A 1,950-nucleotide genomic window follows, 5' to 3' on the forward strand; every position below is an offset into this window, starting at 1 on the left:
GTTCCTCTTTCTCCATCCACGCTTTTTCGATGTCACACAGTTGTTTGGTTTTCGAGTTGAGGAAAAAGAAGCCGACTTTGACATCGTCATGACCCTCTTTCGCATTCTGCTTCATATGAGAAAACAGCTTGGAATAGGTAAACATGTACTCTTGAGCTTGGGCGGGCATGATTACCGCAGCGGAAAGAGCTGCAGTTAAACAGGCTAACGATACTTTTTTCATTATTTTCTTATCTTATTAATTAGTTACTGGCTAAAGGTAATTCCCAGAACTGCTGATTGTGCCTGATCATTGCCTGTAAATCGTTGACGTATGCCTCACCTCGTTCAGAGTATCTTAGCAATCCTCGAGTCAGTGCCATAGCTGCATCTGTATCGGTCAAACTTTGCTGATTAAGATGGCGCTGATAGCGGATTTCTCGTAGCTCTTTGTATGCATTGTTGCGGTTGACGTTCATGAAGTAACCATGAATAGATTGCTGTACAGAGCTAAACTTCGCTACTTCATGTGTCATGCCATCTCCCCTTTGTAGCGGGATAAGACCGCACCCTTGGCTGTAACACCATTGGCCAAAATAGTTATTCGCTTGAGTCGCAAAGCGTGACGTTCCCCATGCTGATTCATTGGCACCTTGAACCAAAACGAGAGCCTCAGGGATCACGTCGACACGATGTAACATCTGATCGATCCAAGCCTCTGTAATACCATCAGCAGCAACCGCGACTTTATAGAGTTTACCTAAACGTCGGGCATAACTTGTGTCCGATGAATTTAGGGACTGCGACGCATAATTCTCGCGTATCACATTTAAGCGCTCACGCTCTGCAACGATACGCTGGTTCTCTAGTGCAATGCCAGGCCGAAGATAATCAAAGAACGCCTGCTTCTTCTGTTTCACATCTTTGATTGAAGTAAAATCAGGAGCGGCTCCTATGAGTGCACCTTTTTGTTCAACGACTTGCGCGTTCTTTCGACGCTCGGTCTCTTCGATTTGCTTTTGCTCATAGCTATACAAACTACAGCCTGCAATGACACTGGCTGCCGCAATGGCTAAGAATTCGCTCTTACGCATTGAACACTTGTGGATCATTGTTATCGTCCTGATCATTTTTGGTTTTGTCGGAGGCAACGACTTTTAGTTTAATGCCAAACATATTACGGTAAATAACGCCTTTTACGTGGAAGAAGAATGGTAAAACGATGATTAAACCAAGCCCGTAGAACATGACACCGGCTACAAACATTACCGAGAGTAACGAATAGATACCCGCTAGGACAAAAAACTTCTTATTGACTGCACGTAGCGACAACCATAGAGATTGTAATGGTGAGACTTGCTTTTCACAGATAAGAAGAATTGAGTTGGTAAATGCCAACGAGAGATACAGTGAAAGAAATGGAAAGATCATTCCTGCTATACCTTGCAGTAGCAGACTCATCAACGTAGCAATAATAACAGGAACCGTATACTGCAGCCCTTTGCCGATATGGCGAGGCTTCGTTTGCAATCCTGCTGCATGGCTCATCGCCATTAAAGAGATGCCCGCGTAGATTGGTGCGCTAATTACTTCATAGCTAAAGTTCGCGACCATGATGGCATTGAAAATACTCGGATCAAAACCGTCTGGGTTAGTCACCGCATCGATAATAACACCTGGATTACCCAACTGCAGTTTTAGCGCGATATAGAAGATACCGACCTGCAATACGATCAAGGCTACGATCGCAGGGGAAAAGGAGAGGAAGTTTTTCATTGTGTGTTGCCACGCTTCCCTTAAGACATCCCCGGCTTATAGCTCGTAGTCACCCGTCAATGCGCGTTCTACGCTTCCACCTAAATTGAAGTCTTTTTCAATGTCTTTGCTCATTCTTGAATCCAGTGCCCGATTTGAAAAAACCAAGCTAACTTGTTGATAAAAAATTGGCTCGATTATACTTCAATCGTCGCG

2 protein-coding genes and 1 pseudogene are annotated in these 1,950 nt (G+C 44.3%); all 3 read right to left on the minus strand.

Translation table 11 applies throughout. The features are described 5' to 3' along the window. Positions 1-223: DUF2987 domain-containing protein (locus QTO00_RS18965; RefSeq protein WP_331426143.1), on the minus strand; the 223-nt coding region annotated here is incomplete at its 3' end. 19 nt (positions 224-242) lie between these two features. Beyond that, complete coding sequence (locus tag QTO00_RS18970) at positions 243-1,073, minus strand: glucosaminidase domain-containing protein (protein ID WP_331426144.1); 831 nt, start codon at positions 1,071-1,073, stop codon at positions 243-245. Further along, positions 1,066-1,869: pseudogene (locus QTO00_RS18975) on the minus strand (hypothetical protein). Before QTO00_RS18975 ends, QTO00_RS18970 begins: the two are co-directional and overlap by 8 nt. Positions 1,870-1,950: the final 81 nt, after the last annotated feature.

This window comes from Vibrio sp. M260118 (genome assembly GCF_036533755.1).
GTDB lineage: Bacteria > Pseudomonadota > Gammaproteobacteria > Enterobacterales > Vibrionaceae > Vibrio.

What these genes read in the sequence shown, in the direction of transcription:
- QTO00_RS18970 (WP_331426144.1), bottom strand. Translation starts at nt 1,073, where the DNA reads ATGCGTAAGAGCGAATTCTTAGCCATTGCGGCAGCCAGTGTCATTGCA.